Source organism: Microbacterium radiodurans (assembly GCF_008710705.1).
GTDB lineage: Bacteria > Actinomycetota > Actinomycetes > Actinomycetales > Microbacteriaceae > Microbacterium > Microbacterium radiodurans.
Window position 1 is genome coordinate 658,023 of record NZ_VYRZ01000002.1, and the last position, 21,620, is coordinate 679,642.

At 70.5% G+C, this 21,620-nt stretch carries 23 protein-coding genes and 2 tRNA genes; 11 read left to right on the top strand and 14 right to left on the bottom strand.

The window, feature by feature from the left end; all coding sequences use genetic code 11:
• The first annotated feature begins 73 nt into the window (after positions 1 to 73).
• The 3 genes from F6B42_RS08980 to F6B42_RS08990 are packed head-to-tail and all read left to right on the top strand — an operon-like array spanning position 74 to position 3,239.
• Positions 74 to 1,042: a Bug family tripartite tricarboxylate transporter substrate binding protein gene (locus F6B42_RS08980; protein WP_223878440.1), complete on the top strand. Its 969-nt coding sequence runs from the start codon at positions 74 to 76 to the stop codon at positions 1,040 to 1,042.
• Positions 1,039 to 1,692: a tripartite tricarboxylate transporter TctB family protein gene (locus F6B42_RS08985; protein WP_150419279.1), complete on the top strand. Its 654-nt coding sequence runs from the start codon at positions 1,039 to 1,041 to the stop codon at positions 1,690 to 1,692. The genes F6B42_RS08980 and F6B42_RS08985 overlap by 4 nt, the downstream gene beginning before the upstream one ends.
• The gene (locus tag F6B42_RS08990; RefSeq protein ID WP_150419280.1) at positions 1,680 to 3,239 is read left to right on the top strand and encodes a tripartite tricarboxylate transporter permease; all 1,560 of its coding nucleotides are present in this window, start codon (positions 1,680 to 1,682) and stop codon (positions 3,237 to 3,239) included. Before F6B42_RS08985 ends, F6B42_RS08990 begins: the two co-directional genes overlap by 13 nt.
• 105 nt (positions 3,240 to 3,344) lie before the next feature.
• On the opposite strand, the gene F6B42_RS08995 is transcribed toward F6B42_RS08990, so the two are convergent.
• Both F6B42_RS08995 and F6B42_RS09000 read right to left on the bottom strand, forming a co-directional pair.
• Positions 3,345 to 3,418, bottom strand: a tRNA-Ile gene (locus F6B42_RS08995).
• Between the two features lie 35 nt (positions 3,419 to 3,453).
• Positions 3,454 to 4,443, bottom strand: coding sequence for a DMT family transporter (locus F6B42_RS09000; protein ID WP_150419281.1), 990 nt, complete (start codon positions 4,441 to 4,443; stop codon positions 3,454 to 3,456).
• A 43-nt stretch (positions 4,444 to 4,486) separates the two neighbouring features.
• On the opposite strand from F6B42_RS09000, the gene def reads away from it, so the two are divergent.
• Together def and glsA are read left to right on the top strand one after the other, a co-directional pair.
• Positions 4,487 to 5,053: a peptide deformylase gene (gene def / locus F6B42_RS09005; RefSeq protein ID WP_150419282.1), complete on the top strand. Its 567-nt coding sequence runs from the start codon at positions 4,487 to 4,489 to the stop codon at positions 5,051 to 5,053.
• Between the two features lie 4 nt (positions 5,054 to 5,057).
• Positions 5,058 to 5,987 carry a glutaminase A gene (gene glsA / locus F6B42_RS09010; RefSeq protein WP_150419283.1) on the top strand — a complete coding sequence of 310 codons (930 nt, stop codon included), beginning with the start codon at positions 5,058 to 5,060 and terminating at the stop codon, positions 5,985 to 5,987.
• A gap of 129 nt (positions 5,988 to 6,116) precedes the next feature.
• Here the strand turns inward: glsA and F6B42_RS09015 are convergent.
• The 5 genes from F6B42_RS09015 to dusB form a co-directional block, all read right to left on the bottom strand.
• Positions 6,117 to 6,189 (bottom strand) — tRNA-Asn (locus F6B42_RS09015).
• A 72-nt stretch (positions 6,190 to 6,261) separates the two neighbouring features.
• Positions 6,262 to 7,032 (bottom strand): ATP-binding cassette domain-containing protein, encoded by a 771-nt coding sequence (locus F6B42_RS09020; RefSeq protein WP_150419284.1) that lies wholly within the window; start codon positions 7,030 to 7,032, stop codon positions 6,262 to 6,264.
• Between the two features lie 137 nt (positions 7,033 to 7,169).
• On the bottom strand, positions 7,170 to 9,029 hold the full coding sequence (gene dnaG, locus F6B42_RS09025) for a DNA primase (protein ID WP_150419285.1): 1,860 nt from the start codon (positions 9,027 to 9,029) through the stop codon (positions 7,170 to 7,172).
• Positions 9,029 to 10,399, bottom strand: a complete 1,371-nt coding sequence (locus F6B42_RS09030) for a deoxyguanosinetriphosphate triphosphohydrolase (RefSeq protein ID WP_150419286.1) — start codon at positions 10,397 to 10,399, stop codon at positions 9,029 to 9,031. The genes dnaG and F6B42_RS09030 overlap by 1 nt, the downstream gene beginning before the upstream one ends.
• The gene (gene dusB / locus F6B42_RS09035) at positions 10,392 to 11,555 is read right to left on the bottom strand and encodes a tRNA dihydrouridine synthase DusB (RefSeq protein ID WP_150419287.1); all 1,164 of its coding nucleotides are present in this window, start codon (positions 11,553 to 11,555) and stop codon (positions 10,392 to 10,394) included. Before dusB ends, F6B42_RS09030 begins: the two co-directional genes overlap by 8 nt.
• A gap of 57 nt (positions 11,556 to 11,612) precedes the next feature.
• On the opposite strand from dusB, the gene F6B42_RS09040 reads away from it, so the two are divergent.
• Positions 11,613 to 12,113, top strand: coding sequence for a glutathione peroxidase (locus F6B42_RS09040; protein WP_150419288.1), 501 nt, complete (start codon positions 11,613 to 11,615; stop codon positions 12,111 to 12,113).
• A 6-nt stretch (positions 12,114 to 12,119) separates the two neighbouring features.
• On the opposite strand, the gene F6B42_RS09045 is transcribed toward F6B42_RS09040, so the two are convergent.
• From F6B42_RS09045 to recO, 3 genes are read right to left on the bottom strand one after another with little or no spacing between them, the layout of a single operon-like run.
• Positions 12,120 to 12,800, bottom strand: coding sequence for a DsbA family oxidoreductase (locus F6B42_RS09045; RefSeq protein WP_150419289.1), 681 nt, complete (start codon positions 12,798 to 12,800; stop codon positions 12,120 to 12,122).
• A gap of 36 nt (positions 12,801 to 12,836) precedes the next feature.
• A complete protein-coding gene (locus F6B42_RS09050) occupies positions 12,837 to 13,640 on the bottom strand; it encodes an isoprenyl transferase (protein WP_150419290.1) in 804 nt (267 codons plus the stop codon).
• A gap of 44 nt (positions 13,641 to 13,684) precedes the next feature.
• Positions 13,685 to 14,413 (bottom strand): DNA repair protein RecO, encoded by a 729-nt coding sequence (recO, locus tag F6B42_RS09055; protein ID WP_150419291.1) that lies wholly within the window; start codon positions 14,411 to 14,413, stop codon positions 13,685 to 13,687.
• 36 nt (positions 14,414 to 14,449) lie between these two features.
• Between recO and F6B42_RS09060 the strand changes: the two genes are divergently transcribed.
• Positions 14,450 to 15,136 carry a trimeric intracellular cation channel family protein gene (locus tag F6B42_RS09060; RefSeq protein ID WP_150419292.1) on the top strand — a complete coding sequence of 229 codons (687 nt, stop codon included), beginning with the start codon at positions 14,450 to 14,452 and terminating at the stop codon, positions 15,134 to 15,136.
• Between the two features lie 98 nt (positions 15,137 to 15,234).
• On the opposite strand, the gene F6B42_RS09065 is transcribed toward F6B42_RS09060, so the two are convergent.
• From F6B42_RS09065 to glgA, 3 genes are all read right to left on the bottom strand, one after another.
• Positions 15,235 to 15,486 (bottom strand): type B 50S ribosomal protein L31, encoded by a 252-nt coding sequence (locus F6B42_RS09065; protein ID WP_018186539.1) that lies wholly within the window; start codon positions 15,484 to 15,486, stop codon positions 15,235 to 15,237.
• Between the two features lie 80 nt (positions 15,487 to 15,566).
• The gene (locus F6B42_RS09070; RefSeq protein WP_150419293.1) at positions 15,567 to 16,352 is read right to left on the bottom strand and encodes an ABC transporter ATP-binding protein; all 786 of its coding nucleotides are present in this window, start codon (positions 16,350 to 16,352) and stop codon (positions 15,567 to 15,569) included.
• A 9-nt stretch (positions 16,353 to 16,361) separates the two neighbouring features.
• Positions 16,362 to 17,555 (bottom strand): glycogen synthase, encoded by a 1,194-nt coding sequence (gene glgA, locus F6B42_RS09075; RefSeq protein ID WP_150419294.1) that lies wholly within the window; start codon positions 17,553 to 17,555, stop codon positions 16,362 to 16,364.
• A gap of 47 nt (positions 17,556 to 17,602) precedes the next feature.
• Between glgA and glgC the strand changes: the two genes are divergently transcribed.
• From glgC to F6B42_RS09090, 3 genes are read left to right on the top strand one after another with little or no spacing between them, the layout of a single operon-like run.
• Positions 17,603 to 18,847 (top strand): glucose-1-phosphate adenylyltransferase, encoded by a 1,245-nt coding sequence (gene glgC / locus F6B42_RS09080; protein ID WP_150419295.1) that lies wholly within the window; start codon positions 17,603 to 17,605, stop codon positions 18,845 to 18,847.
• Between the two features lie 25 nt (positions 18,848 to 18,872).
• Positions 18,873 to 19,508, top strand: coding sequence for a phosphoserine phosphatase SerB (gene serB, locus F6B42_RS09085; RefSeq protein WP_150419296.1), 636 nt, complete (start codon positions 18,873 to 18,875; stop codon positions 19,506 to 19,508).
• A 44-nt stretch (positions 19,509 to 19,552) separates the two neighbouring features.
• Positions 19,553 to 20,245: an alpha/beta fold hydrolase gene (locus tag F6B42_RS09090; RefSeq protein ID WP_150419297.1), complete on the top strand. Its 693-nt coding sequence runs from the start codon at positions 19,553 to 19,555 to the stop codon at positions 20,243 to 20,245.
• Between the two features lie 36 nt (positions 20,246 to 20,281).
• Here the strand turns inward: F6B42_RS09090 and F6B42_RS09095 are convergent, their stop codons facing one another.
• On the bottom strand, positions 20,282 to 20,992 hold the full coding sequence (locus F6B42_RS09095) for a beta-ketoacyl-ACP reductase (protein ID WP_150419298.1): 711 nt from the start codon (positions 20,990 to 20,992) through the stop codon (positions 20,282 to 20,284).
• Between the two features lie 135 nt (positions 20,993 to 21,127).
• On the opposite strand from F6B42_RS09095, the gene F6B42_RS15070 reads away from it, so the two are divergent.
• Positions 21,128 to 21,604, top strand: a complete 477-nt coding sequence (locus tag F6B42_RS15070; RefSeq protein ID WP_150419299.1) for a DUF4190 domain-containing protein — start codon at positions 21,128 to 21,130, stop codon at positions 21,602 to 21,604.
• Positions 21,605 to 21,620: the final 16 nt, after the last annotated feature.

A 21,620-nucleotide genomic window follows, 5' to 3' on the forward strand; every position in this document is an offset into this window, starting at 1 on the left:
AGATCTGCCAGTCTACTGCGCACGTGTGCAGCGTCGACGTGGTCGCTGCGGAGAGGCGAAGATGCGACGCGTGATGACCGGGACGATCGTCGGGGTGGTGGCGGTCGCGCTGTTCGCGACAGCCGCGATCAGCACGGCGGGAACCGCCAGCGGTGCGACACCGCGATCAAAACTCACCCTCGTCGCCCCCGCGGCGCCCGGAGGCGGCTGGGACGCCTTCGGCCGCGAGGGTCAGCAGGTGCTCCGCACCGAGGGGATCGTGGGCGGTGTGCAGGTGGTCAACGTGCCGGGCGCCTCCGGCACGATCGGTCTCGGTCAGGTCGCCGAGATGGGAGACCGGCACGATCTCATGATGATCACCGGCGGCGTCATGGTCGGCGGCATCATCATCAACGGGTCCCAGGTCAGCCTGCAGGACGTCGTTCCGATCGCCCGCCTCGCCGACGACTTCAACGTCCTCGTCGTCCCCGGCGACTCGCCGTACGAGACCCTGGGCGACTTCGCGGAGGCGCTCGCCGCCGACCCCGGCGGCACCGCGATCGCCGGCGGCTCGCTCGGCGGCATCGACCACCTGCTGGCCGGCATGCTCGCCCGCGAGGTCGGCGCCGACCCGGCATCCGTCAACTACCTCGCCTACCCCGGCGGCGGCGAGGTCGTGACCTCGATCCTCTCGCACACCGCGCAGGCGGGCCTGTCGGGGTACAACGAGTTCCGCGATCAGATCGAGTCCGGCAACCTCCGAGCCCTCGCGGTGTCGGCCGCCGAGCCCGTCGAGGGCATCGACGTGCCGACGTTCCGCGAACAGGGCGTCGACGTCGAGATGTCGAACTGGCGCGGCTACGTCGCTCCGCCCGGCATCTCCGACGAGGTTCGCGACGAGCTGATCGCGATCGTCACGGAGCTCCGTGAGACCGAGGCCTGGCGGGAGGTGCTCGAGCGCAACCGCTGGGTCGACAGCTTCATGGTCGGCGAGGAGTTCGACACCTTCCTGCGCGAAGAGACCGAACGCACCGAAGAGATCGTGAAGGAGCTCGGGCTGTGAGCATCGAGGAACCGCCGACGCTGACCACGGGCGCGCTGCGCGTGCAGCGCCTCCCGCGCTGGTACACCGGCCGCAGCGAACTGATCATCGTCGCCGGAGTGCTGCTCCTGGCCGGCGCCCTCACCGTCGGCACGGTGACGATGGAGGTGCCCGAGGGCGCGGCCTTCCCCGGGCCGACGTTCTTCCCGATCCTCGTGTCGGTCTTCCTCTACGCGGTCGGCGTCGCGCTCGCGATCGACGTCCTGCGCTCGCCGAAGCGCAGCCACGTCGCCGAGGACCCGACCGAGATCTCGGACGAGATGCTGCAGGACCTCGGCGGCATCGACGCCACGAGCGAGATCCGGGTCGTCTCCCCCGAAGCCGTCACGGTGCCCGCGACCTCCGACCGCGGCGGACTCGATGTCCGGACGCTCCTCATCGTCGTCGCGGCGCTCGCGCTCTTCATCGTCGCGCTGCCGATCCTCGGCTGGCTCATCTCGGCGGCGGCCCTGTTCTGGGTCCTCGCGTGGGCGTTCGGCAGCCGCCGTCCGCTCCTCGACATCGGCGTCGCGGTCATCGCATCGTCCATCCTGCAGCTCGCATTCGGTGCTGGGCTCGGTCTTCCGCTCCCCGCCGGCATCCTCGAAGGAGTGCTCTCATGGATCAGCTGATCCACCTGCTCGACGGCTTCACGGTCGCCTTCACGCCGCAGAACCTCCTCTTCCTCGTGATCGGCGCGATCCTCGGCACGGCCGTGGGCGTGCTCCCCGGCCTCGGCTCGGCCATGGCCGTCGCTCTGCTGCTGCCGGTGACCTTCAGCCTCGATCCGACCGGCGCGTTCATCATGTTCGCGAGCATCTACTTCGGCGGCCTGTTCGGCGACTCGACCGCCGGCATCCTGCTGAACACCCCCGGCAACTCCTCCGCGATCGCGACGACCTTCGAGGGCCATCGCATGGCGAAGGACGGTCGCGCCGCCAAGGCGCTGGGCACCTCTGCCATCGGCGCCTTCATCGGCGGCACGATCGCGTGCGTGCTCGTGGTGTTCTTCTCGCCCTACATCGTGCGCCTCGCGACGATCTTCGGTCCCGCGGAGTACTTCGCCCTCGCGGTCTTCGCCTTCGTCGCGATCTCGGCGGTCGTCGCCGACTCGGTCGTCCGCGGGCTCGTCTCGCTCGGCCTCGGTTTCGCCCTCGCCCTCGTGGGCATCGACGGGATGACCGGAGCCGAGCGCTTCACGCTCGGCAGCCCCGTGCTGTTCGACGGCATCTCGATCATCGTCATCACGGTCGGTCTGCTCGCGATCGGCGAGGTGCTGTACGTCTCGACGCACATCCGCCGCTCGGGCGGTCCCGGCAGGATCGTCGCTCCGACGGGTTCGCCGCTGCTGAATCGGCGCGAGTGGCGGCAGGCACTGCCGGCGTTCCTGCGCGGCACCGCGTTCGGCGTTCCGTTCGGCGCCATCCCGGTGGGCGGTTCGGAGGTGCCGACCTTCCTCTCGTACGGCACCGAGAAGCGCCTCGCGCGTCGCCGCGGCGACCGCGACTTCGGAACGCGCGGCGCGATCCAGGGTGTCGCGGGCCCCGAGGCGGCCGGCAACGCGACAGCGGGCTCGGCGATGGGTGCGCTGCTCGGGCTCGGGCTGCCGACCTCGGCGACGGCCGCCATGATGATCGCCGCCTTCCAGCAGTATGGGATGCAGCCGGGGCCGCTGCTGTTCGAACGCTCGGGAGACCTCGTCTGGCCGCTGCTGGCGAGCCTGTTCCTCGGGCTCATCATCCTGCTCATCATCAATCTGCCCTTCGCGGCCGTGTGGGCGAAGCTGCTGCTCATCCCCCGCCACTACCTGTACGCGGGCATCACCGTCGTCGCGATGCTCGGCATCTACGCGATCGCCTCGCGGACGGTCGATCTCTGGATGGCACTCGGCATCGGCATCATCGGGTTCGCCATGCGTCACTTCTCGCTGCCGCTCGCGCCGGTGCTGATCGCGGCGATCCTCGGTCCCATGGCCGAGACGCAGCTGCGCCGCGCACTGGCCGTCTCCGAAGGCGACCCGACGATCCTCGTGTCGACGCCCATCACGCTGGTGCTCTACGCGCTGCTCGCGATCATCGTCGCCGTCAGCGTGGTGCAGCACATGCGCCACCGGGCCCGCACGAACGCGGCGCCCTCCGGAGCACCCGATCGCGAGAGCGTCGGCGGGCCCGCACGCTGACGCGACGCACGCCCCGACGCGTCGACGGGCCCGGCTGATCCGAACGGATCGCCGGGCCCGTCGACGTCTCGCGGTGTCCGCACCGAAGCGGAGCGCGGACGGCGGTAGGGCGGGTGGGACTTGAACCCACGATCGTCGGGTTATGAGCCCGCTGCCTTGACCAGCTTGGCCACCGCCCCTCGGAGACCGAGCCTATCGCGGTGCGCCCGCCGGGTCAGTCCTCGATGGGTCGCTTGCCGCTTCCTCGCGGGATCGGCAGCTGCTGGCTGTCGAGCACGACCTGCGGGTGGTTGCGGGCGAGCGAGGTGACGCCGTACACGGCGACCGCTCCGACGATGACGAAGCCGATGAGCGCGGCCACCGGCGCCGTGGCCGCCTCCTGCAGGATGACGATGCCGATGATGACGGCGACGATGGGATCGATGACGGTGAGGCCCGCGATCACGAGGTCGGGCGGCCCGACCGAGTAGGCGGTCTGCACGAAGTACGCGCCGATCGCGGTCGCGACGACGAGCGCGACGAGGCACAGCAGCGTCAGCCACTCGAAGTCGCCGGCCTGGATCCGCTTGATGACGACCTTCGCGAGCGTGGCGACGAAGCCGTAGATGATGCCCGAGGCGGCGATGTAGAACAGGGGCTTGGCGCCCTTGCGGACGAGCAGCCACACCGCACCCGAGATGAGCAGGACGCCGGCGAGCAGCGCGAGGATCGTGATCAGCTGCGCCTGGTCGATCGGCTTCTCGGTCGCCACGAACGCGGCGATCGTGACGAAGGCAAAGATGCCGCCGACGCACGCGATGATCGAGCGCACGGACCGTTTCGTGGGCTTCACACCCGTGATGCGGGCGTTGAGCAGCGTCGTGATCACGAGCGAGACGGCGCCGAGCGGCTGCACGAGGATCAGCGGCGCGAAGGCGAGCGCGGCGAGCTGGCACACGATGGCGAGGCCGAGCATCACCGTTCCGACGACCCAGGACGGTCGCTTCAGCAGGCTGAACAGCTGCGCCCCGCTCAGGCCCGCGCTCCCGGACGACCTGGTCAGGCGCTCCACCTTCTGCACGCCCCGGTGCTGGTACAGCGCCCCGAACGACATGAAGACGGCTCCGAGGAGCGCGAGCGGGATGCCGACGAGGATCGCGGGGTCGCGGAAGACGCCGACGAGCTGATCGGTGACGTCTTCGATGGACGCGACGAAGGGGACCACGTACCGACCATAACGTCCGGACTCGCTCGATTAGGCTCGAAACGTGGCCGTTCTTCCGATTCGCATCATGGGCGATCCCGTGCTGCACGCTCCCGCTTCCCCCGTCGCCGAGATCACGGACGAGATCCGTCAGCTCGTCGCCGACATGTACGACACGATGGATGCCGCACCCGGCGTCGGTCTCGCGGCACCGCAGGTGGGGGTCGGACTGCGGATCTACGTCTACACCTACCAGGACGACGACGGCGCACCGTGGCGCGGCGAGATCATCAACCCCGAGCTGTGGATGCGCCCGATGGAGCCGGGCGACCCCGATCCCGACGAGGAGTCCGAGGGCTGCCTGTCGTTCCCCGGCGAGCGGTTCCCGCTCCGCCGTTCGGACGAGGTCCTGGTCACGGGCACCGACCTCGAGGGGGCACGCGTCGAGCTCCGCGTCGACGGATGGCGTGCCCGCATCATGCAGCACGAGTTCGACCACCTCGACGGGATCCTCTACATCGACCGTCTCGACGACGGCGACTGGAAGACGACGCAGAAGATCGCGAAGAAGCGCGGGTGGGGACGCCCGGGCAGCGCGTGGATGCCGGGCGTCGACGATCTGGACGCCTGACCCCGTGTCCCCCGAGCGCGTCGATCCGGACGACTACGACCTCGACGCGCTCCGTGAGCGCTTCCTCCCGGAGCGCGAGGGAGAGCGCTCCACGAGCATCCCCCAGCTGGCCGACGCCGATCCGGACCTGTGCGCGGTCGCCCTCGCCCTGCCGGACGGCACCGTACGCGCCAGCGCGGCCGCCGATGTGCCCTACAGCATCCAATCGGCGGTGAAGCCGTTCCTCTTCGCCCTCGCGCTGGTCGACACGGACGGCGAGGCGCTCGGACGCGTCGGCATCGAGCCGACCGGAGAGGCCTTCGACGCCATCAAGCTCGAGAGCGACACCGGACGGCCTCCCAATCCGATGGTCAACGCCGGCGCCATCCTGACGTGCGCCCTCGTGGACGGCGACGACCCGGCGGCCCGGATCCGCCGCATCCGAACCGGCCTCTCCGCCTTCGCCGGGCGGCCGCTCGACATCGACGACGACGTCGCGCGGAGCGAGCATCTGCTGGGCGACCGCAACCACGCGCTCGCGCACTTGATGCGCGCCGAGGGGACGCTCTCCGCGACCGCCGATGACGCGGTGGCCGTCTATGCCAGCGCGTGCGCCGTCCTCGTCGACACCGCGACCCTCGCGGTCATGGGCGCCACCCTCGCCCTCGGCGGCGTCAACCCCGTCTCCGGCGAGCGGGTGGTGCCGGCATCCGTCGCGCGAGACGTCGTCGCCGTGATGGCGACGTGCGGCGTCTACGACGGATCGGGCAGGTGGATGCGGTCGGTCGGCGTTCCGGCCAAGTCCAGCGTCTCGGGTGCGATCGTCCTCTCGGCGCCGGGGATCCTCGGCGCCGCCGTCATCAGCCCACCGCTGGACGAGCAGGGGACGAGCGTGCGTGGCCGGCTCGCGAGCGAAGCGCTCGCCGCTGATCTCGGGCTGCACGTCTTCGGCTGACCCGCCCGCGTCGCGTCATCGCGCGAGCGCGTCTCGGGGCGGCGCACGGCGGCTCCGGCCAAAGGTAAAGGCCCGGGGTGGAAGCCCGGGCCTTCGGTGAGAGTCGCGGTAGATGACGCGAGTCTCTCGCTCCCCGGCTTGGACTCGAACCAAGAACCTATCGGTTAACAGCCGATTGCTCTGCCAATTGAGCTACCGAGGATCAGTCACCCGCTTGCGCCGGGCAACCCGTCCATCTTAGCAAAGCTCCAGGGGTGCTTCGAACACCGGCGGGTCACGACACGCGGTGCCCGTGCCCGTCGGGCGTCCACGCCAGCTCGGATGCCCGGGCGCCGTAGCCCACCGGCCGGCCGCCGTGGAGGACGAGTGCCGCCGCGTCGAGCTCCTCGGCCGTCTCGATGTCGTTGGTGGCCAGGACGATCGCCATGCCCGTGTCGTCGCGCCGCGACAGCAGCGCCTCGCGGGCGGCGATGCGCACTTCGATGTCGAGATTGGCGTAGGGGTCGTCGCCGATGAAGACCTTCGGATCGAGAACGAGAGCGCGAGCGAGCGCGACGCGCTGCCGCATCCCGGCGCTCAGTTCGTACGGATACTGCGACGCTGCCCCGAGCGGCAGGTGGAGCTCGTCGAGCAGCGAGGCGACGCGCAGCGAGAGGGCTCGGGGACTGACCCGGCGGTCACGGGAGGTGATGGGCTCGGCGATCACCTCGGCGACCGTGAGGCGGGCCGGCAACGCCGCCCCGGCGGCCTGCGGCATGTGACCCGCGTAGTACGTGAGCATGCGTCGCGAGCGCCCGCCCTTGCGTGCCGAGATGCCCGCGACCTCCGCGACTCCCCCGACGACACCGACCTCCGCCGGAGCCGCGCCGGCCAGCACCGACAGGAGAGTCGACTTGCCCGAACCCGTCGCTCCCATGACGGCGAGCGCCTCACCGGCGCGCACCGTGACGCTGACGCCGTCGACGACGCGCTCGATGTCGCCGGTGCGTGCGATGGACAGATCGTCGCAGCGCACGGCGATCTCCGCGTCGGGTCGTCGGGACATGCGCTTCATCCTGCCGCTTTCGACCGCCGGGCGCCACCCGGCCGCCGGCGCTCGGGGCGATCGGGCGCACCGTCGCGCGTCGAGCGCGGGGATGTCCGCGCGCGGTGCCCGGACCCGCGCCCGACGCGGGAGCGGCGCTATTCGGTCTCGATGAGCGCGCGGCGCCGGGCGTCGATGTCGCGGAGCGCGATCCCGACGCGCCGGAACTCGTCGGATGCCGGGGCGAGCCGCTGCATCGCGCCGAGCAGTTCGGCCTTCTCGCGATCGAGCGCCCGCAGCCGCAGGCCGCGCAGCGACTCGGTCGCCGTGGTCTGCGCGATGCGCTCGGTTCCGGCCGGGAAGTCGGCCGTCAGGAGCTCGATCGCCAGCGTCCGGTACGGCTCGCGCGTCGCATCGACGGCCGCCGAGGTCCATCCGGGTCGGGTGAGATCGGGCTGCATCGAGACGGCCTGGCGCACCGCCTCGAGACCGGGATGCGGCATCGGGAGGCCCAGTGCGACGTCCACCGTCTGCTTGTCGAGCAGATGGCCGTACTGCAGCACACCCATGAGGGCGCGCTTCTCGAGCTCGAGCGCCGGCGGGAGGGACGCGAGGGTCACCCGGACGGGCATCTCGGACGCTGCGCCGGGCTCGGGCGCGCGGTGCTGTGAACGCTCGCGAGCGGGCGCCGGGTCGCTGCCGCGACGGGCGGCGCGATCGACCTCGGGCTGCACCTCGGACATGTCGAGGCCCAGCTTGCGGGCGAGGACCCGCGTGTAGCCGGGACGCAACGCGGAGTCGCGGATGTCGGCGACGATCGGGGCGGCGGCGCGAAGCGCGCCGATGCGGCCCTCGACGGTGGACAGATCGTAGGTCGAGAGCCTCTGGTCCATGACGAACTCGAACATCGGCGCCTTGGCCTCGATCAGGGCGCGTACCGCTCCGTCGCCGCGGCCCAGGCGGAGATCGCACGGGTCGAGTCCCTCCGGCGCGACGGCGACGTAGGTCTGGGCGGCGAAGCGCTTCTCGTCGCCGAAGGCGCGCAGCGCCGCCTTCTGGCCCGCGGCATCCGGGTCGAAGGTGAACACGACCTCGCCCGAGCTGCCTTCGCTGTCGCCCATCACCCGCCGGAGCACGGTGATGTGGTCCGATCCGAAGGCGGTGCCGCACGACGCGATCGCGCCGGTCACGCCGGCGAGGTGGCAGGCCATGACGTCGGTGTAGCCCTCCACCACCACGACGCGGCGCTCACGGGAGATCGACTTCTTGGCGAGGTCGAGTCCGTAGAGCACCTGCGCCTTCTTGTAGATGGGGGTCTCCGGGGTGTTGAGGTACTTCGGCCCCTGATCGTCCTCGAAGAGGCGCCGAGCACCGAACCCGATCGTCTGACCCGCGACGTCGCGGATCGGCCAAACCAGGCGGCCGCGGAAGCGGTCGTAGACGCCGCGCTGACCGCGCGACACGAGCCCGCCGTTCACCATCTCCTCGTCGCTGAACCCCTGCGATCGCAGCGCATCGCGCAGCGCCGACCACCCCTGCGGCGCATAGCCGACCCCGAAATGAGCCGCAGCTCCCGCGTCGAAGCCCCGCTCGCCGAGGAATTGGCGCGCGAGCTGCGCGTCCGGCGACGACAGCTGGGACCGGTAGAACTCGGCCGCCGCGGTGTGTGCGGCGTACAGGCGCGAACGGCCACCGGTCTCGGGGGTGGGGGCGCCGTCCTCGTAGTGCAGCTGATAGCCGATGCGCGCGGCGAGGCGCTCGACCGCCTCGGTGAACGAGAGGTGGTCCATCGCGCGCAGGAACGAGTAGACGTCGCCCGACTCGCCGCACCCGAAGCAGTGGTAGAACCCGACCTGCGGCCGCACGTGGAAGCTCGGGCTGCGCTCGTCGTGGAACGGGCAGAGCCCCTTGAGCGATCCGACGCCGGCCGACTTCAGCGCGACGCGCTCACCGACGATGTCTCCGATGTTGGTGCGCGATTTGACCTCTTCGACGTCCGCCTGACGGATGCGTGCCATCAGAGTCCCTCGAGGGGCTCTGGCAGCGCGAAATGACTGGGGGCGGTGGCCCGTCCATCGCTCGACCACAGTCCCAGCTCGCGCAGATCCACGGGCCCGACGAGGCGACTGTGCCATTCGATCGCGAAGCGATCCGTCAGGGTCGCGACCTGGTCCACGATGACGCGGCGGCGCGCTGCATCGGTCACCGCTGCGGCGAAGTCCTCGGCGTGCAGCGCGTCGAGGTTCTCCGGACGCTCGATCAAGGCGTCGGCGAGACGGGCGAGCACGCGGCGCTGCTCCTTGTAGAGGCCTTTGCGCCCGTCGATCGAGACCACGAACGCCCCGATGACGCCCTTGAGGACGGCCATCTCCACCTCGATGACACGCGGAACGATCACCCGTCCCCGGAAGCGGGTGAGCACCGGGATGTCGTAGTGCTCGCGCGTCGCCGCCGTCGCGGCGCGTGCGAATCGCCCGATCAGATCGGAGGTGAGGTTCTTGAGCCTTGCCATCGCGGCGCGCGAGCCGTCGTACTCCTCGAGCCATTCCGGCAGGCGGGTCAGCCGGTACAGCGCATCGCCGAGCTCGTCCTTCGTGAAGCCGTAGCCGACCCAGCTCTGGATCGCCGTCAGCAGCGCTTCCCGTTCGCGGGTGTCGGCGAGACGCTTCGGGTCGAGGTAGCCGTTGAGGATGGCGTCCTCGAAGTCATGCACCGAGTACGCGATGTCGTCGGAGAGGTCCATGACCTCGGCCTCGATGCAGCGCAGCCGACCGGGCGCGCCCTCGCGCATCCAGCGGAAGACGGCCTCGTCCTCGGGATAGACGCCGAACTTCTGCCGCCCGCCGGGGTCGGGGATGGCGTGCTCGACGGTCCAGGGGTACTTGCACGTCGCGTCGAGGCTCGCGCGGGTGAGATTGAGCCCCGCGCTCCGCCCGAATGCGTCGACGACCTTGGGCTCGAGGCGGGAGAGGATGCGCAACGACTGCGCATTGCCCTCGAAGCCGCCGATATCGGCGGCCCAGTCGTTGAGCGCGCGCTCGCCGTTGTGCCCGAAGGGGGGATGACCGAGATCGTGACACAGGCAGGCGGTGTCGACGACGTCGGGTGAGAGCTCCAAGGCGATCGCGAGCTCGCGACCGACCTGGGCGACTTCGAGCGAGTGCGTCAGGCGGTTGCGGGCGAAATCGGCGGGGCTCGCGGGGCTGAGCACCTGCGTCTTGGATGCGAGCCGGCGCAGGGTCGCCGAGTGGAGCACCCGCGCCCGGTCGCGCGCGAAGCTGTCGCGGCGCGAGCGGTGCTGCTCGGGGTGGAATCGTTCGGCGTCGTGATCGTCGTACCCGGTCGGCCGGCCCGCCGAGACGCCGACGCCGCTCGTGAGCTCAGCCACCGCTGTTCTCGAGCTCCGCGTCGGCGATCGCCGTGGTCTCGGCGGCGTTCAGGTCGCGCGACTCGAGCCAGCGGTCGGGCAGCGCGGGACGCTTCGGCGTTCCCGCGCGGCCGCGCTGACCCTCGGCCGCCGCGCCCGGGTAGGGCGACGCGAGGTCCAGGGTCGCCAGGATCTCGTCGATCTCGTCGAGGCTGGATGCCGTCGCGAGCCGCGCGCGCGTGTCGCCGCCCACCGGGTAGCCCTTGAAGTACCACGCGACGTGCTTTCTGATGTCGCGGCAGCCGCGGCCCTCGTCGTCGAAGAACTCGACGAGCAGCTCCGCGTGCCGCCGGAAGGCCCGCGCGACGAAGCCGAGGGTCGCATCGACCTCGGGACCCGCCGAGCCCGGCGCTCCCAGGGCGCGCGCGAGATCGCCGAACAGCCACGGACGTCCGAGGCAGCCGCGTCCGACGACGACACCGTCGCAGCCGGTCTCGCGCATCATCCGCACGGCATCGTCCGCCGACCAGATGTCGCCGTTGCCCAGCACCGGAATGCTCGTGACCGCCTCTTTGAGCGCCGCGATCGCGGACCAGTCGGCCTGCCCGGAGTAGAACTCCGCCGCGGTGCGGGCGTGGAGCGCGACGGCGGCGACGCCGGCGTCCTCGGCGATGCGCCCGGCATCCAGATACGTCAGGTGGTCGAGGTCGATGCCTTTGCGCATCTTGACCGTGAGCGGGACGTCGCCGGCGGCGCGAGCGGCCCGGGTGACGATGTCGCGGAACAGCCCGGTCTTCCACGGGAGCGCCGCTCCCCCGCCCTTGCGGGTGACCTTGGGCACGGGGCAGCCGAAGTTCAGGTCGATGTGGTCAGCACGGTCTTCGTCCACCAGCAGCCGCACGGCGGCCTCGGTGGTCGCCGGATCGACGCCGTAGAGCTGGATCGAGCGCGGCGTCTCGGACTCGTGATGGGTGATGAGGCGCATGGTGGCCGCGTTGCGCTCGACGAGAGCGCGCGTGGTGATCATCTCGCTGACGTACAGCCCGGCCCCGTACTCGCGGCAGAGTCGGCGGAAGGCCGTGTTCGTGATCCCCGCCATCGGCGCGAGCACGACGGGAGCGTCGAGGGTGTGCGGACCGATCCGCAGGGGCGGGGCGGTGCTGACGACGGAACTCACCGGATCATTCTTCCAGACGGACGAGCTGCCGTACCCGGCGCGGCGTAGCCTGTGGAGGTGACCGATGCGACCACCGACATCCGCGACATCCCCTTCTCGACCGCCGATGGCACACCCGCGACGCTGGGCGACTTCGGCGACAGCGCCGTGCTCGTCGTCAACGTGGCCTCCAAGTGCGGTCTGACGCCGCAGTACGAGCAGCTCGAGCAGCTGCAGCGCACCTACGGCGAGCGCGGTCTGCAGGTGGTCGGATTCCCCTGCAACCAGTTCATGGGACAGGAGCCGGGGTCGATGGAGGAGATCCTCGACTACTGCGCGATGACGTGGGGCGTGAGCTTCCCGGTCATGGATAAGATCCGCGTCAACGGCTCCCACGCAGCCCCGGTCTACAAGGCGCTCAAGAAGGCGCGCAACGCCGAGGGGGCGAAGGGACCGGTCATGTGGAACTTCGAGAAGTTCCTGGTGACCCCGTCCGGTGAGGTGCACCGGTTCCGTCCGCAGACGAAGCCCGATGCACCCGAGGTCATCGCCGCGATCGAGGCGAGCCTCCCCCGCTGACCCGCGTCAGCCGGCGTCGACCTCGGCCCCGGAACGCTCCGACCAGACCTGGCGCGCGATCTGCGCGAAGGCCTCCGGCGGCTGCGCACCCGAGACGCCGTACTTGCCGTCGACCACGAAGAACGGCACGCCCGTGATGCCGTAGGCGCGCGCCTGATCCTGATCGGCGCGCACGTCGGGGAGGTGGCGCTCCGACACGAGCGCCTCGCGCGCGGCATCCGCATCGAGTCCGACCTCCGCCGCGAGGGCGACGAGGTCGTCGATGCGGCCGACGTGCTTCCCCTCGGTGAAGTACGCCGACATCAGACGCTCGGTCATCTCCTTCTGCCGCCCGTGCTCCCGGGCGAAATGCAGGAGCTCGTGCGCCTTCACGGTGTTCGTGTGCTTGAGGATGTCGAAGTGGTAGTCGAGACCCGCCTTCGCCGCGACCCCGGTCACGTTCTCGAGCATCTGACGCACCTGATCGCGCGGCATCCCCTTGTGGGTCGAGAGGAAGTCCAGCTCGTCGCCGTCGAAGTCGACGGGGGTGTCGGGCGACAGCTCGAACGAGTGGAAGGTCACCTCCACGACCGGGGCGTCGGGGTCCTCCGCCGTCGCCGCGAGTCCCGTCTCGAGGTTCCGCTTGCCGATGTAGCACCACGGGCAGGCGATGTCGCTCCACACGTCGATCTTGATTGCGTCCGTCACACGGGGTGCAACGCTCGAGCGCGCCGGCGGTATTCCTCAGGAGGTCGGTACGTCGATCGCGCCGCCGAAGCGGCGATCGCGCGAGAGGTAGAGCTCGATGGCACCCCAGAGGTCGGTCCGGGAGAAGTCCGGCCACAGCGTGTCGAGGAACACCATCTCGGCGTAGGCGGCCTCCCAGAGCAGGAAGTTCGAGGTGCGCTGCTCACCGCTCGAGCGCACGAACAGATCGACGTCCGGCATGTCGGGGACGTAGAGGTGGCGGCGCAGGGTCTTCTCGCTGATGGCCGAGGGCTTCAGACGTCCCGCGGCGATCTGCTCGCCCATCGCGCGCATCGCGTCGATGATCTCCAGGCGTCCCCCGTAGTTCACGCACATGGTCAGCGTCAGCACGTCGTTGCCGGCCGTCAGCTGCTCGGCGTACTGCAGCTCCTTGATCACGGACCCCCACAGGCGCGGCCGTCGGCCGGCCCAGCGCACGCGGACGCCCCACTCGTTGAGCTGATCGCGGCGCCGGTGGAGGACGTCGCGGTTGTACCCCATGAGGAAGCGGACCTCGTCGGGCGAGCGCGACCAGTTCTCGGTCGAGAACGCGTAGACGCTGAGATGCTTGACCCCGGCTTGGATGGCGCCCGCCACGACGTCGAGCAGCACCTCCTCGCCGGCCCGGTGCCCCTCGATGCGGGTGAGCCCTCGCCGGTTCGCCCACCGTCCGTTGCCGTCCATCACGATCGCGACGTGGCTCGGCACGCCGCCGCGTGGGAACGCGGGCGGATGGATGCCGGTCCAGTCGAGGGGCCGGTAGGGAACGGCGTCGCGGTGGGTGTAGGGCTTCGGGCTCATCGAGACGAGCCTAAGCCGTCCGGCCGCAGCCCACCTCCCGCACGTCAGCGCATCGAGCCGATCGCGCCGAGCGATCGGATGCCGCGCTCGAGGTGCCACTGCGCATAGGCGGCGATGAGCCCGGAGGCCGACGCCGCAGAGTGCGGCGAGCCCGCATCCACGATGTCCCACTCCCCCGCCATCAGCGCGCGGAGGCGATCGCCCGTCTCGCCGGCGATCCGGGGCGAGCCGACGGGCGCGCAGGAATCGCACACGCTCCCGCCGAGGGGAGCGGCGAAACCCGCGTGCGGCCCGTCCACGCCGCACCGGGCGCAGGCCAGCAGCGACGGCGCCCACCCGGAGAGCGCCATCGCGCGCAGCAGATAGGAATCGAGCACAGCGCGCGAGTCGTGATCGCCGCGGGCGAGCGCCCGGAGCCCGCCGACGAGCAGCAGGTACTGCTGCGGCGTCGTCTCGGCCTCGTTGAGACGATCGGCGGCCTCGACCATGGCCGACGCCGAGGTGTACCGGTCGTAGTCGGTGGCGATGTCGGCCCCGTACGACCCCAGCGACTCGGCCTGCTGGACGATGTCGAGCGAACGGCCCTTGTACATCTGCACGTCGGCGACCATGAAGGGCTCCAGGCGTGCTCCGAATTTCGACGAGGTCCGACGCACCCCCTTCGCAACGCCCCGCAGCTTGCCGTGGCGCCGGCTGAGCATCGTGACGATGCGATCCGCCTCACCCAGCTTGTGGGTGCGGAGGATCACGACCTCGTCGCGGTAAGTGGGCACGCATCGATTATCCCGCGCACCGGCGACAATGGATCCGTGACGGAACCGCAGTTCGTGATCCCGCTCTGGGCCGATCTCACCGCCGTGGGGCTCGGCGGTGTGCAGGGCGCGCTGTTCGCCTCGGGCTTCCGCGGTCGACAGCGCCTCGACCCGCTCGGCGTCGTCATCATCGGCATCCTGATCGGGATGGGCGGCGGTCTCATCCGCGACCTGCTGCTCGGGGTCCCGCCGGTGACGCTGCAGAGCAACTGGTACCTCATGACGGCGACGTCGGCGGCTCTCGTCGGGATGCTGCTGTCGAACATCTTCCAGCGCCTGAACGCCGCGATCATCGGCCTCGACGCCGTCGTCATCGGCCTGTTCGGCGCGTTCGGCACCAGCAAGGCGCTCGTGCTCGGCCTTCCGATCGTCCCGGCGATCTTCATCGGATCGTGCGCGGCGGTCGGCGGCAGCATCCTGCGCGACGTCATCATGGGGCTCCCGGTCGCGATCATGCACGTCGGCTCGCTCTACGCCGTCGCCGCCGCCGTGGGCTGCGCCGTCCTGGCCGGCGCGACCGCTCTCGGCGCACCGATCGTGGTCGCGGCGATCGTCGGCATCGCCGTCACGACCGTCATCCGCCTGCTCGCCGTCGTCTTCGACATCTCGCTCCCCGAGCAGCGGGCGCTGCACCGCCGGAAGGTCGCGGTCGAGACCTCGTCGATCCCCATCGTCAAGCCCTGACGAGTCAATCCCGGACGCGCAGCGGACGAGCGGCCGCACCGGGGCCGTCGGGGAACGACGAAGGCCCCGCCGGAGCGGGGCCTCGATCGAAGAACGGCTTACTTGGAGCCGAAGTTCTTGAAGCGCTGGTTGAACTTCTCGACGCGGCCGGCCGAGTCCATGATGCGCTGCTTGCCCGTGTAGAACGGGTGCGACGCGGACGAGATCTCGACGTCGATGACCGGGTAGGTCTCGCCGTCCAGCTCGATCGTCTTGTCGCTGGACACCGTCGAACGGGTCAGGAAGGTCTCGCCGGAGCCGAGGTCGCGGAACACGACGGCACGGTACTCGGGGTGGATGTCAGTCTTCATGGGATTCCTCACGTGGTGCCCTGGATTTTGCCAGGGCGAAGGTCTGCGGTGCGGCGCACCAACCAGCGATCTTACCAGCTTCAGCTCGCGGCTCGAGCCGCGTAGCGGCCGTCCGCCTCGCTCAGCGTGATGGGGGTGCCGAAGGTCGCCGTGAGGTTCTCGGCCGTGAGGGCCTCCGCCAGCGGACCGGCCGCGACGACGCCGCCCTCGCGCAGCAGGAGCACGTGCGTGAAGCCGACGGGGATCTCCTCGACGTGGTGCGTCACCATGATCATGGCCGGGGTGCTCGCCGCCCGGGCGTAGCCGCCGAGCAGACCCAGGAGCTCCTCGCGGGCTCCGAGATCGAGGCTCGCGGTCGGCTCGTCGAGCAGCAGCAGCTCGGGATCGGTCATGACGGCGCGCGCGATCTGCACGCGCTTCTGCTCGCCGTCGGAGAGGGTGCCGAACGTCCGGTCCGCCAATCCGTCGAGCTTCCACTCGGCGAGGACGCGCATCGCGCGGCGCTCGTCGATGTCCTCGTACTCCTCGCGCCAGCGACCGGTGACCGCATACGCCGCGGTGAGGACGACATCCAGAACGGTCTCTTCGGCGGGCACGCGACGGGCCATGGCCGACGAGGCGAATCCGATGCGGGGGCGCAGCTCGAACACGTCGGTGCGGCCGAGGCGCTCGTCGAGGATCTCGACGACGCCCGACGTCGGGTGCAGCAGGCTCGCCGCCAGCTGGAGAACCGTGGTCTTGCCGGCGCCGTTCGGGCCGAGCACGACCCAGCGCTGGTCGTCCGAGACCGCCCAGTCGACACCGTCGACGATGTTCCGGGCGTTTCGGCGGACGACGACGTCGGAGAACTCCAGGACCTGCGGCATGCGTCCAGCCTAGCGGCCGGCCCCCGCCACCCTGGCGTACAACGCGGCCGTCTCGTCGGCGATCGAGCGCCAGCTGAAAGCCGTCGCGGCACGCTCGCGCCCCGCGCGTCCGTACTCCCGTGCGCGCTCCGGGTCGCTGACGACCTCGGTGAGCGCGGCCGCGAGATCGGCGACGAACCGCTCGGGGTCGCGCGGCGTGCCGGTGCCGTCCTCGAGCTGGTCGATCGGCACCAGGCGCCCGGTCTCGCCGTCGACGACGACCTCCGGGATCCCGCCGGTCGCGGTCCCGACGACGGCGGCCCCGCAGGCCATCGCCTCGAGATTGACGATGCCGAGCGGCTCGTACACCGACGGACAGACGAACGTGGTCGCCGCGGTGAGGATCGCGCACAGCTCGTCGCGCGCCAGGAACTCCTCGATCCAGACGACACCCGAGCGCTCGGCCTGGAGCTCGCGCACGAGGCCCTGCACCTCCGCCATGATCTCGGGGGTGTCGGGCGCTCCGGCGCACAGCACGACCTGCACATCCGCCGGGAGCAGACGCGCGGCGCGCAGGAAGTACGGCAGCCCCTTCTGGCGCGTGATGCGTCCGACGAACACGACCGACGGCCGGGTCGGATCGATGCCGAATCGCTCGAGTACGGCCGGGTCGTCGACGGGACGCCACGACTCGACGTCGATGCCGTTGTAGATGACCGAGACCTTCTCGGGGTCGAGCGCCGGGTAGCTGCGGAGGATGTCGCGGCGCATGCCGTCGCTCACGGCGACGATCGCGGCGGCGTTCTCGTAGGCGGTCTTCTCGATGTAGCTCGAGACCGCGTACCCGCCGCCCAGCTGCTCCGCCTTCCAGGGTCGCAGCGGCTCGAGCGAGTGGGCGGTGATGACGTGCGGGATGCCGTGCAGCAGCGACGCGAGGTGACCGGCGAAGTTCGCGTACCAGGTGTGACTGTGGACGACGTCCGCCCCGGCGATGTCGTCGACCATGCCCAGGTCGACGCCGAGGGTCTGGACGGCGGGGTTGGCAGCGGCGAGCTCGGCCGGGGTGTCGTAGGAGGTCGTCCCGGGTTCGTCGCGCTCGGCGCCGAACGCCCGCACCCGCACCTCGAGCGACGCCCGGAGGGCACGGACCAACTCGGTGACGTGCACCCCCGCGCCGCCGTAGATCGCGGGAGGATACTCCTTCGAGACGATGTCTACACGCATGGCTCGAACGCTAGTACAGGAGCGATCCGCGGGCCTAGTGTGGTGCCATGCCAGCAGCGCCCAAGGTCTTCGGAATCGTTCTCGCGGGCGGCGAGGGGAAACGCCTGATGCCGTTGACCGCCGATCGCGCGAAGCCCGCCGTGCCGTTCGGCGGCCAGTACCGCCTGATCGATTTCGCGATCTCGAACCTCATCAACTCGGGCCTGCGCCAGGTCGTCGTCCTGACCCAGTACAAGTCGCACAGCCTCGACCGACACGTCTCGCAGACCTGGCGGATGTCGGCGCTCCTCGACTCCTACGTCGCATCGGTCCCGGCGCAGCAGCGCCTGGGCAAGCGGTGGTTCTCGGGGTCGGCCGACGCGATCCTGCAGTCGCTGAACCTCATCAACGACGAGAAGCCCGACATCGTCGTGGTCATCGGCGCCGACCACGTCTACCGCATGGACTTCCGCCAGATGCTCGATGCGCACATCGCCTCCGGCGCCCGCGCGACGGTGGCCGGCATCCGCCAGCCGATCTCGCTCGCGAACCAGTTCGGTGTCATCGACGTCGACCCCGCCGACGACACCCGGATCCGCGCCTTCCTCGAGAAGCCGCAGGACCCCGCGGGCCTGCCCGACTCGCCGCACGAGGTGCTCGCCTCGATGGGCAACTACATCTTCGACACCGACGCGCTCATCGAGGCCGTCGAGACGGACGGCGAGCTGCCGACGTCGAACCACGACATGGGCGGCGACATCGTCCCGTACTTCGTCGACCGGGGCGAGGCGGCCGTCTACGACTTCAAGCGCAACGACGTCCCCGGCTCGACCCCGCGCGATCGCAACTACTGGCGCGACGTGGGGACGATCGAGTCGTTCTTCGACGCGCACATGGACCTCATCTCGACCCTGCCGGTGTTCAACCTCTACAACACCGATTGGCAGATCCACTCGCAGTCGGTGAACTCGCCGCCCGCCAAGTTCGTGCGCGACAGCGTCGGACGGATGGGCAACGCGATCGACTCGATCGTCTCGCTCGGCTCGGTGCTCTCGGGCACCCACCTCGAGCGCAGCGTCGTGGGTCCGTGGACCCTGTCGGGCGGCGGCGCGACGATCACCGACTCGGTGCTGTTCGACTACGTGAGCGTCGGCGCCGGCGCCCGGGTGAACCGAGCGATCCTCGACAAGAACGTCGTGCTCGAGGACGGCGCGACCGTCGGTGTCGATCGCGACCGCGACATCGCCCGGGGCTTCACCGTCACCGACAGCGGCATCACGATCGTCGGCAAGAACGTCCGCGTCGATCGTTGAGCCTGCCGGCCGCTAGCGTGGAGGGATGCCGCATCCCCGCTTCCTGGTGGTCTTCGACGCCGATTCCACCCTCCTGCGCAACGAGGTCATCGAGCTCATCGCCGACGAGGCCGGTCGCGGGGCCGAGGTCGCAGCCGCGACCGAGGCGGCGATGCGCGGCGAGGTGGACTTCGCGACGAGCCTGCGTTCCCGCGTCCACGCCCTGAGCGGCGTGCCGCTGACGGCGTTCCCGCGTGTCATCGCGCGGGTCGAGCCGACCCCGGGCGCGCGCGAGCTGATCGAGGCGATCCATTCCCGCGACGGCGTGGCGGCCGTCGTCTCGGGCGGATTCCACGAGGTGCTCGACACGATCGCCCCGGACCTCGGCGTCGACGTCTGGCGGGCGAACCGGCTCTCCGTCGCGGACGACCGGCTGGACGGCACCGTCTCGGGCGACGTCGTCGACGCCGAGGCCAAGGCCGCGTCACTGCGAGAGTGGGCAGACGACCGACGTGTCCCGCTGCGCTCGACCATCGCCGTAGGCGACGGTGCGAACGATCTGCGGATGCTGGCGGCCGCCGGCCTCGGCGTCGCCTTCAACGCCAAGCCCGCCGTACGGCGTCAGGCCGACCTCGTCGTGGATCCGGTCGACCTGCGCGAACTCATTCCGCTCCTGCCCTGACGCCGCCCTGTCGGATGTCGGCGGCGAGGTCTAGCGTCGGCGCCATGGAACTGATTCTGATCCCGGGCCTGTGGCTCGACGCCTCCTCGTGGGACGATGTGGTCCCCGGTCTGCGAGCGGCCGGCCACACTCCCCACCCCGTCACCCTTCCGGGTGTCGGAGCCACGGCGAGCGAGAGCGCCGACATCGGTCTCGCCGATTGGATCGCCGACGTCGTGGCTCGCATCGACGAGCTGCCCGCGCCGGTCGCCCTGGTCGGCCACAGCGGCGGCGGCAACGTCGCATGGGGCGCCGCGTCGGCACGGCCCGACCGCGTCGCCCGAGTGGTGCTGGTCGATTCGGTGCCACCCGCTCCGGGAGCGGAGATATCGGAGTTCCCGGTCGTGGACGGCGTCGTCCCCTTCCCGGGCTGGGACTCGTTCGACGAGCCCGACGTCGCCGACCTCGACGCACCGACGCGCGAGCGCTGGGCCGCGCGCACGCACACCGTGCCGGCGCGCGTCCCCACCGATGCCATCGTGCTCGAGGACGCGCGTCGGTTCGACGTTCCCGTGCGGGTGCTGTCGGGAGCAGCCGACGATGCCGCTCTGCTCGACATGCTCGCGGGATGGCCGCCGTTCCTCGGCGAGTTCGAGGCGATCGAGGATCGCGCCGTCACGCGCCTCGGCAGCGGACACTGGCCGCAGTTCTCGCAGCCCGAGGCCCTCACGCGGGCGATCGTCGATGCGCTCGGGTGAGATCGCCCGCGGGCGCGAGGTCAGGATGCCGCTCGGTCAGTGACCCATGCCGAGGCCGCCGTCGACCGGGATGACGGCGCCGGAGATGTAGGCCGCGTCGTCGGAGGCGAGCCACGCGACGGCGCCGGCGACCTCCGCCGCGGAGCCGTAGCGGGCCGCGGGGATGCTCCGCTTGTACTCGGCCTGCGTCTCCTCCGGGAGGGCGGCGGTCATATCGGTCTCGATGAACCCCGGAGCCACGACGTTCGACGTGATGCCGCGGGCGCCGAGCTCACGGGTGAGGGATCGCGCGAAACCCACCAGACCCGCCTTCGACGACGCATAGTTGATCTGGCCGGCCGACCCGAAGAGGCCCACGACGCTGGAGATGAGGATCACCCGGCCCCAGCGTGCGCGCAGCATCCCCTTGGAGGCGCGCTTGACCACGCGGAAGGCGCCGCCCAGGTTCGTGGCGACGACCGAGTCGAAGTCGTCCTCGCTCATGCGCAGCAGGAGCGTGTCCTTCGTGATCCCCGCGTTCGCCACGACGACCTCGACCGGGCCGAGCTCGTTCTCGACCTGCGTGAAGGCGGCATCGATCGAGGCCGCGTCGGTGACGTCCGCTCGAACGGTCAGCGTCCCCTCAGGGCCCTCGCCGGACCGCGCGGTCACGGCGACACGGTGGCCGTCGGCGACGAAGCGCTCGGCGATGGCGCGGCCGATGCCGCGGTTTCCACCGGTGACCAGGACGACGCGGGACTCGGACATGCAGCTCTCCAGGGACGGGGGCGGTGAACCCGGCAAGCTTAGCGGGCAGCGTCCCTGGCGCCCGGCTCTCCGACCTGCACGAGGCACGCGCCGCTCCCCCGATAGGCTGGGCGGCAACGTCGAGAAGGAGCAGATGTGAGCGACACCAACCCGCCGCAGCAGCCGCAGCCGACCTCCGGGGACGCTCCCTACACCCCGCCGGCGCCGCCCGCGGCCCCGCCGTACGCATCGGCGCCGCCCTCCGGCTACTCGGCTCCCGCCGGCGGCTACCAGCCCGCCGCCTACCCGGCCCCCGCCTACGGCGGTGCATACGGCGCCTACCAGCAGCAGAAGACCAACGTGCTCGCGATCATCTCGATGATCGCGTCGATCGTGGGCATCGTCTTCATCCTGCCGATCATCGGATCGATCGCCGGCGTGATCATGGGCCACATCTCGCTCGCGCAGATCAAGCGGACGGCCGAGAAGGGCCGCGGGATGGCGCTCGCGGGCCTCATCATCGGCTACGCGGGCCTCGCGTTCGCCGTGCTGGGCATCATCCTGTTCGCCTCGTTCATCGGATGGGCGGTCCAGCAGGATTCCAGCTACAGCAGCTACTCCTCAGGGTTCTGATCCCGTCCCTGCACCC